Source organism: Streptomyces sp. NPDC056600, from assembly GCF_042792855.1.
Classification (GTDB): domain Bacteria; phylum Actinomycetota; class Actinomycetes; order Streptomycetales; family Streptomycetaceae; genus Streptomyces.
In genome coordinates this window covers 1-8,348 of the sequence record NZ_JBHTVQ010000119.1, presented here as the reverse complement: position 1 = coordinate 8,348, position 8,348 = coordinate 1, and the positions used below count along the sequence as shown (strand labels likewise).

The 8,348-nt window shown below is 74.5% G+C and carries 7 protein-coding genes and 1 pseudogene; 6 read left to right on the top strand and 2 right to left on the bottom strand.

The genetic code is table 11. From position 1 onward, the window contains the following. Positions 1 to 125 (top strand): annotated as a pseudogene (locus tag ACFRAV_RS31020) (6-phosphogluconate dehydrogenase); the annotation flags it as partial. Between the two features lie 12 nt (positions 126 to 137). Beyond that, positions 138 to 746 carry a histidine phosphatase family protein gene (locus ACFRAV_RS31015; protein WP_382560849.1) on the top strand — a complete coding sequence of 203 codons (609 nt, stop codon included), beginning with the start codon at positions 138 to 140 and terminating at the stop codon, positions 744 to 746. A gap of 71 nt (positions 747 to 817) precedes the next feature. Here the strand turns inward: ACFRAV_RS31015 and ACFRAV_RS31010 are convergent, their stop codons facing one another. After that, complete coding sequence (locus ACFRAV_RS31010) at positions 818 to 1,252, bottom strand: TIGR03618 family F420-dependent PPOX class oxidoreductase (RefSeq protein WP_382560847.1); 435 nt, start codon at positions 1,250 to 1,252, stop codon at positions 818 to 820. A 117-nt stretch (positions 1,253 to 1,369) separates the two neighbouring features. On the opposite strand from ACFRAV_RS31010, the gene ACFRAV_RS31005 reads away from it, so the two are divergent. Together ACFRAV_RS31005 and ACFRAV_RS31000 are read left to right on the top strand one after the other, a co-directional pair. Continuing rightward, positions 1,370 to 2,611, top strand: a complete 1,242-nt coding sequence (locus ACFRAV_RS31005) for a serine hydrolase domain-containing protein (protein ID WP_382560844.1) — start codon at positions 1,370 to 1,372, stop codon at positions 2,609 to 2,611. A gap of 126 nt (positions 2,612 to 2,737) precedes the next feature. Then, positions 2,738 to 3,130, top strand: a complete 393-nt coding sequence (locus ACFRAV_RS31000) for an SCO5389 family protein (RefSeq protein WP_382560842.1) — start codon at positions 2,738 to 2,740, stop codon at positions 3,128 to 3,130. Between the two features lie 57 nt (positions 3,131 to 3,187). On the opposite strand, the gene fusA is transcribed toward ACFRAV_RS31000, so the two are convergent. After that, positions 3,188 to 5,239 (bottom strand): elongation factor G, encoded by a 2,052-nt coding sequence (gene fusA / locus ACFRAV_RS30995; RefSeq protein WP_382560839.1) that lies wholly within the window; start codon positions 5,237 to 5,239, stop codon positions 3,188 to 3,190. Between the two features lie 423 nt (positions 5,240 to 5,662). Between fusA and ACFRAV_RS30990 the strand changes: the two genes are divergently transcribed. Together ACFRAV_RS30990 and rfbC are read left to right on the top strand one after the other, a co-directional pair. Next, positions 5,663 to 7,687, top strand: coding sequence for a glycosyltransferase family 2 protein (locus tag ACFRAV_RS30990; RefSeq protein WP_382560836.1), 2,025 nt, complete (start codon positions 5,663 to 5,665; stop codon positions 7,685 to 7,687). Positions 7,688 to 7,691: 4 nt separating this feature from the next. Beyond that, positions 7,692 to 8,297, top strand: coding sequence for a dTDP-4-dehydrorhamnose 3,5-epimerase (gene rfbC / locus ACFRAV_RS30985; protein WP_382560851.1), 606 nt, complete (start codon positions 7,692 to 7,694; stop codon positions 8,295 to 8,297). The last annotated feature ends 51 nt before the right edge of the window (positions 8,298 to 8,348 follow it).

Genomic DNA, 8,348 nt, shown 5'->3' with positions numbered 1-8,348 from the left:
CCTCCCTCTTCGCCCGCTTCGCCTCCCGCCAGGAGGACTCCCCGCAGATGAAGATGATCGCCGCCCTGCGCAACCAGTTCGGCGGCCACGCGGTCGAGGCGTCCGGTCCCTCGGCAGCGCGGTAGACGGGGCGGACAGTGGGCGACCTTCTGCTGCTGCGGCACGGCGAGACGGAGTGGAGCGCGGCACGCCGCCACACCAGCCGCACCGACCTGCCGCTCACCGCGCACGGTGAGGAGGAGGCGCGGGCGGTGGCCCCGCTGCTCGCCGGACGGAGGCTGGCGGGGGTGCTGGCCAGTCCCCGGCTGCGTGCGGTCACCACCGCGCGGCTGGCCGGCCTCACCGGCGCCCGGACCGATGCCGACCTGCGCGAATGGGAGTACGGGGCCTACGAAGGGCTGATGACGGAGGAGATCCGCCAGGAGCGGCCCGGCTGGAACATCTGGGACGACGGTTGCCCGTCGTCGGCGGACGGGCAGCCCGGAGAGCTGCCCGAGGAGGTCGGCGCGCGGGCCGACCGGGTGCTGGCCCGCATCGAGCCGCTGCTGCGCGCGGACGAGGGCGACGTGCTGCTGGTGGCCCACGGCCACTACCTGCGTGTCCTGACGGCACGCCGGCTGGGGCTCGCTGCGACCGACGGACGGCTGTTCCAGATCTTCACCGGAACCGTCAGCCGCCTGTCCACCGAGCACGGCCGACCGGTCGTGTCCGTGTGGAACGCCCGGCCCGGTGGCGCGGAGCTCTAGAGGGCCGGCCCGGCGGCGCGGAGCCCGCAGGGAGCCGGCCCGGGCCTCGCCCCGGGCCGGTCCCCGCGGCCTCATCCCGCGGCGCCCTTGGGCATCCCGTACACGCGCTCCACGCGCAGCCGCAGCACCAGGCGGCGGTCGCGCACCATCGCCGCCCGGTAGTCGTCCCAGTCCGGGTGCTCGCCCACGACGTCGCGGTAGAGCCGTATCAGCTCCTCCACCGTCGCGTCGGCGGGGTCCTCGGCCACCGGGCTCAGCTCGGCGGTGCCCTCCGCCACGGTGTAGGCCCAGCGGTCGGCGCTGGTCACGTGGTAGGAGGCACGCGGGTCGCGGCGCAGGTTGCGGGTCTTGGCCCGGTCGTCCGTGACCGAGATCCGCAGCAGGCGCTCATCGGGGTAGTAGGCGTGGTTGACGTTGGACAACTGCGGCCGCCCGTCGGCCTTGAGGGTCACCAGCACTCCGCCGGCGGCCTCGGAGAGCAGGGCGAGCAGGGCTTCTTCACTCATACCGGCGGAACGTCCCCCAGGGCCGGGGTGTTCCCCCGACGGGCCGGTCAGGTCTGGAATTGCGCCGAACGGGGTATCTCCGAGCCGCTCGCGCAACGTGGACGGAGGGTCAGGACCATGACGGCGACCGCGAGGACGGTGCTGCGCCAGGAGATCGAGCCGGGCGAGGCGGGCCTGGACGCCGCCCGCCTGGACGAGCTGGACCGCCTGCTGGCCCGGCACGTCGACACCGGGAGCCTGCCGGGCTACCTGCTGTCGGTGGCCCGGGACGGCCGGGTGGCCCGCCTGACCACGTACGGCAGCCGCGATCTCGCCGCGGGACTGCCGGTGGAGCCGGACACCCTGTGGCGGATCTACTCGATGACCAAGCCGGTCACCTCGGTGGCGGCGATGCTGCTGGTGGAGGACGGTCTGCTGTCGCTCGACGACCCCCTCGAGCGCCACCTGCCGGCCTTCGCGGCCCCGCGGGTCCATGTGGCGGGCGAGGGCTCCGGGATGCGGACGCGCCCGGCGCGGGGGCCCGTCCTGATCCGCCATCTGCTCTCGCACACGGCGGGTCTGACGTTCGCCTTCCACCACGCCCACCCGGTGGACGCCCTCTACCGCGAGGCGGGCCTGCACGCCTCGGTCCTGCCGGGCGCGGACCTCGCGCGGACCTGCGACGCGTACGCGCGGCTCCCCCTCCAGTTCGATCCCGGCAGCGGGTGGAACTACTCGGTGGCGACCAACGTGCTGGGCCGGGTGATCGAGGTGGTCTCCGGGCGCCCGCTGGACGAGTTCGTGGGCGAGCGGGTGCTGGGGCCGCTGCGGATGACCGACAGCGGGTTCCGGATCGGCGAGGAGCAGGCGGGCCGGCTGGCCGAGCTGTACGGGGACGGCGACGACGGGGCGCTCGAGGTCGTCCCGGGCACCCCGGTGCGGGAGCGGCCGCGCTTCCTGTCCGGCAGCGGAGGGCTGGTGGCGAGCGCCGGGGACTACCACCGCTTCATGGAGATGCTCCGGCGGCGCGGGGAGCTCGACGGGGTGCGGCTGCTGCGGCCGGCGACGGTGGACCTGATGACCCGCAACCACCTGCCCGAGGGGGCGGACATCCGGAGCTTCGGCGCCCCGGTCCACGACGAGCCGGCCAACGCCGGCGTGGGGTTCGGTCTGGGCTTCTCGGTGGTGGTGGACCCCTCGCGCGCCCAGTCACCGTCCTCGCGGGGGACCTACGGCTGGAAGGGCGTGGCGACCACCGTCTTCTGGGTGGATCCCGTCCAGGACCTGACCGTGCAGTTCATGACGCAGCTGCGGCCCCGGCGTTCGCGGCTGCTGTTCCCGGAGATCCGGCGGCTGGTGCACGCATCCGTCGTGGGATGAGAGGCCGCCGGGCGCGGCGGGTTGACCGACACCTCCCCTACATGACATTCATTTTCATTAAGGGCGGAGACCGCGACACGGCACGCCCGGTTCATGCTGCCCGGATCCCACAGACAGGACTTCCTCATGTCTCTCGACGTCTCCCCCACCCTGCTCGCCGACGCCGAACGCGGCGAGGTCCGCGAGGAGGACTTCCTCGCCACCGTGCGCACCTCGCTGCCCTACGCCTACGACCTGATCGCCCGGCTCGCCGGCGAACTGCGCGCCAACTCCGCGGAGTTCGCCGACAACACCACGCCGCCGCCCTCCGAGCGGGAGCGCGGGCAGCTGCTGCGCGCCCTGGCGAGCGACGCCATCCGCGGGACGCTGGAGCGCCACTTCGGCGTGGCGCTGGCCTTCCAGAACTGCCACCGGGTGGCCGCGTTCCGGCCGCGGGACGTGGGCGGGGAGCGTCACGCGCGCTTCACCTCCGCGCGTGCCCAGCTCCTCAACCAGTCCCCCGACCTGCGCGACTGCTGAGTCCCCGGACGCCCGGCGGGGGCGCGGCCGCCTCGGCCGCGCCCCCGCTGGTCCCCCTCAGCCCTGGGCCGGGGCCGGGGCGTAGCCGCACGGGCGGGAGACGAACGTCCCCCGGCCCCGGGTCCTGCCGCGCAGCGCGGCGGACCAGCCGAACAGCTCCGCCAGCGGGACCACCGCGTCCACCACGGCCGTCCCGCCCCGGGTCTCGGAGCCCCGCACCCGGCCGCGGCGGGCGGCCAGGTCGCCGAGCACCCCACCCAGGCAGTCGGCCGGCACGGTCACGGTGACCTCGGCGACCGGTTCCAGCAGGGTGAGGCGGCAGGCGCGCAGGGCGGCCCGCAGCCCGGCCCGGCCGGCGGTGCGGAAGGCCGTGTCCGAGGAGTCCTTGACGTGCGTGGCGCCGTCGGTGAGGACGACCCGCAGACCGGTCACCGGGTGCCCGCCGAGCGGGCCGTCCGGCAGGGCGTCACGGCACCCGGCCTCCACCGCCCGCACGTACTCCTGCGGTACACGTCCGCCGGTCACCGCGGAGCGGAACTCGAACCCGAGCCCGTCCAGCGGCTCGACGTCGAGCACGACGTGCGCGAACTGGCCCGCGCCGCCGTCCTGTTTGACGTGCCGGTGGACGAACCCGCGGACGCCGCCGGTCACCGTCTCCCGGTGGGCGACCCTGGGCCGCCCGACCGTGAGGCCGGGCCCGCCGGACAGTCGGATCTTCTCCACCGCCACCTCCAGGTGCAGTTCGCCCATGCCGGACAGCAGGGTCTGGCCGGTCTCCGGATCGGTGCGGACCGTCAGCGACGGGTCCTCCTCGGCGAGGCGGGCCAGCGCTCCGGCGAGCCGCCCGGTGTCGGTGGAGCGGACGGCCTCGACCGCCACCGACACCACCGGCTCGGCCGGGGCGGGCGGCTCCAGCACCAGCGGGTGCTCCCAGGCGCACAGCGTCGCCCCTGCCCGCACGCCCTTGGGTCCCGCCACGGCGACGATGTCGCCTGCCACCGCGGCCTCGACCTCGGTGTACCGGTCGGCGCGCAGGCGCAGCACCCGCGCGACGCGCTCGGCGCGGCCCGTGGTCGTGTCCCGCACGACGTCCCCCTTCCGCAGGGTTCCGGAGTAGATCCGCAGACTGGTCAGCCTGCCGGTCGCGGTGGCGTTCACCTTGAACGCCAGTGCGGCCAGCGGGCCGTCGGGGTCGGCCTCCCGCCGCACCTGGGCGCCCTCCCAGCTGCCCGTCACCGGGGGCAGGTCGAGCGGGGACGGCAGGTAGTCCGCCACCGCGTCCAGCAGTGGTTCCACCCCCTTGTCGCGGTAGGCGGAGCCGCAGAGCACCACCACGCCCTCACCGGTGCGGGTGAGGTCGCGCAGGGCCGCGCGCAGGGTGGCCGCGCTCAGCGTGCCGTGCTCACAGAACTCCTCGAACGCCCCGGCGTGCCGTTCGGCCACGGCCTCCTCCAGCTCACGGCGCCGCCGCGCCGCCTCGGTGCGCAGCTCCGCGGGGACCGGCGCCGCCACGGGCTCGCCGGCCCCGTCGGGCCAGGTGAGCGCGCGGAGGCCGAGGAGGTCGACGACGCCCCGGAAGCCGTCCTCGGCGCCCACCGGCAGCTGCGCCACCAACGGCGCCGGGTGCAGCCGCTCCCGGACGGAGGCGACGGCGGCGTCGAGGTCGGCGCCCGCCCGGTCCATCTTGTTGACCAGGACGATCCTGGGCACTCCGTGCCGGTCGGCCTGCCGCCACACCGCCTCGCTCTGCGGCTCGACGCCGGCCACGGCGTCCAGGACCACCACCGCGCCGTCCAGGACACGCAGCGAGCGCTCCACCTCGTCGGCGAAGTCGACATGGCCCGGGGTGTCGATCAGGTTGATCCGGCGGCCCTTCCAGGCGCAGCTGACGGCGGCCGCGAAGATGGTGATGCCCCGCTCGCGTTCCTGGGCGTCGAAGTCGGTGACGGTGGTGCCCTCGTGCACCTCGCCGCTGCGGTGGACGGCGCCGGTGGCGTGGAGGATCCGCTCCGTGACGGTGGTCTTGCCGGCGTCGACGTGGGCGAGGATGCCCAGGTTGCGGACGTCGGCGAGAGGGAGGGCGGGGCGGCGGGTGAAGTCGTTGCGCACGGCCTTCGGCCTTTCTGGAGGTGATGATCCGGTCCTTCGGGACGCGCGATCACCGCCACGGCCGCGGCACTCCGCGAGGGGCGGGGTGTCTCAGCGGGGCGTGGCGGACGTCCGGCACCGGCCGCGCAGCGGGCGCCGGAGGGCCGGGGACACCAGGATCACCTCGTACCGCGAACGGGGAACGACGGCATCGGCGCGCTGACGCACGGCCTGCCCCCCTTCACTCGTCACGGTGGTCCCACCGGGAGGGCCCCGCGACACGCACGTATCGTCAAGAGGCCGGGAAAACCCGTGGGTTGCTGCGAGTGTAGGGACCGGCGGCGGACCGGGCACCGCAATTTCGGGTGCGGGCGAGCGGCCCCGGCGGACGTCCGGTTCGCGGTAGGTTCGCCCCACGTCCGTCTCTCGAGGAGCTTTCAGCGCATGTCCGTGAAGGTCAGTGTGGTCGTCCCGGTGTACAACCCCGGTCCCTACATCGAGGACTGCGTCGACTCGCTCCTGCGGCAGTCGCTGCGGCCGGGCGAGTTCGAGGTGATCTTCGTCGACGACGGCTCCACGGACGCGACGCCGGCGCGGCTGGACGCGCTGGCCGCGGAGCACTCCCACATCCAGGTGATCCACCAGGAGCCGTCGGGGTGGTCGGGCAAGCCGCGCAACGTCGGTGTCGCGGCGTCGCGGGGCGAGTACGTGATGTTCGTCGACAACGACGACTACCTCGGCGACGAGGCCCTGGAGCGGATGTACGCGTACGCCGTGGAGAACGACGCGGACGTCGTCGTCGGCAAGATGGCGGGCAAGGGCCGCCCGGTGCCGGTGGAGCTGTTCCGCAGGAACCATCCGCGCGCCACCGTCGAGAACTCCCCGCTGATGGACAGTCTGACGCCCCACAAGATGTTCCGGCGGGCCTTCCTGGACCGGATCGGGCTGCGCTTCCCGGAGGGCCGGCGCCGGCTGGAGGACCACGTCTTCATCGCGGAGGCCTACCTGCGGGCGGAGACGATCTCCGTCCTCAGCGACTACGTGTGCTATTACCACGTCAAGCGGGACGACGCCTCCAACGCCGGGTTCCAGCGCTTCGACCCGGTGGGCTACTTCAAGAACCTGCGCGAGGCGCTCGACGTGGTCGAGCGGTACACCGGACCGGGCCCGCTGCGCGACCGGATGTACCGGCGCTGGCTGCGCAACGAGATGGTCGAGCGGATGCGCGGCGCGCGACTGCTGAACCTCCCCGACGACTACCGGCGGGAGCTGTTCGGCGAGATCCGGGACGTGATCGACGAGCGGTTCGGGCCCTCCGTCGCCGCTCCGCTGGCGCCCACCCAGCGGGTGGTGGCGGCTCTGGTCGCCGCCGACCGCTACGAGGACACGCTGGCCTTCGCGGAGTGGGAGGCGTCCCTCGCCCCCCGGGCCGCCGCGGAGGCGGTCGGCTGGGAGAAGGGCGTCCTGCGCTTCGACCTGACGGCCGGTTACACCGCGTCGGGCGAGCCGATGGTCTTCCCGGCCGACGGTGCCCACACCGTGCCCGAGGGCGCGCCCGAGGACGTGGCGGGGGCCGTCGCCTGGGTGCTCGCCGACGCCACGGAGCGGTTCGGCTCGGCGGGCGTGGACGTGGTGGTGCGCGAGCGTTCCACCGCGGCCCAGTACTACCTGCCGGCCGAGGTGACCCGGGAGACGGAGCCCGCCGGGGACGGTGAGGGGGTGCGCCTGCGGGTGCGCGCCTCGGTGTCGCTGGACCCCGCGGTGGCCGCCGGCGGCTCGCCGCTGCGCGCGGGCCTGTGGGACCTGTTCGTGCGGGTGAAGCTGGGCGGCTGGGCCCGTGAGTGCCGGATCGACCCGGCCCCGGGCGCGCCGCGCCCGGCGGGGAACGCGGCGGTCACGGACGGCAGTGTGGTCCTGCCGTACTGGACGGCCCGCGACACCCTGTCGCTCGACGTCGACAAGGCGTCCAGGAACCTGCGTCTGGACCGGCTGTCCCCGTCCGCCGTCACGGTGACGGGCGAGAGGCTGCGGGCGACGCTGCCGCTGCACGTGGCGGACCGCTGCGACGTCCTGCTGCGGCTGGCCGGCCCGGCGGACACGCCGCGGATCCAGGCGCCGGGCACCCTGTCCCCTGGCGAGGACGCGGCCCGCACCTGCGTGCTGGAGGCGGCGCTGCCGTGGGACGAGGCTCCTCGGGAGGTCCCGCTGGGGTTGTCCCTGGCGGCGGACCCGCGGGCGGTGGACCCCCGGTTCCTGTCCCTGCCGGTGGCGTTGAGCGTGACCGCCGACGGGGTGCGGGTACGGCACGCCGCGCTGCCGCGGGCGGCGCGGCAGCGGCCCGGAGCGGTGCGGGGACTGCACCGGCTGGCGCGCCGGCTGCCGCTGCCGGTGCGTCGCGCCGTGGTCAAGGCCATGGACACCCTCGTGCCCGGTCTTCGGGCACGGCTGACCGACAGGAAGAGTGACTGAGCACGTGCGACCGCTGAGCATCGAAGGCACCTGGCTGGTGGAGCCGGCCATCTTCCCCGACGAGCGGGGCAGCTTCCACGAGTGGTTCCGGGGACCGGCGTTCCGGGAGGCGACGGGGTACGACCTGTCACTGGCCCAGGCCAATTTCTCGGTCTCGCGCAGGGGCGTGCTGCGGGGGCTGCACTTCGCGGACGTCCCGCCGGGGCAGGCCAAGTACGTGACCTGCGGGCGGGGCGCGGTGCTGGACGTGATGGTGGACATCCGGGTCGGCTCCCCCACCTTCGGCAGGTGGGTGTCGCACCGGCTGGACGAGGAGAACCGGCACGCGGTCTTCCTGGCCGAGGGCATCGGGCACGCCCTCATGGCGCTCACCGACGACGCCACGGTCCTGTACCTGTGTTCCACCGGCTACTCCCCCGCCCGCGAGCACGGGGTGCATCCCCTCGATCCGGCTCTGGGCATCGAGTGGCCCGCCGACATCGAGCCGGTGCTGTCCGCGAAGGACGCGGCGGCGCCCTCGCTGGCCGAGGCCCGCGCGGCGGGGATGCTGCCGGTCTACGAGGAGTGCGTCGCCCACTACGAGAAGCTGCGGGGCGACGAGTCCGTGTGAGGACGCGCCGCGTACGACGGCGGAGGCGGGACCCCGGGGTCCCGCCTCCTG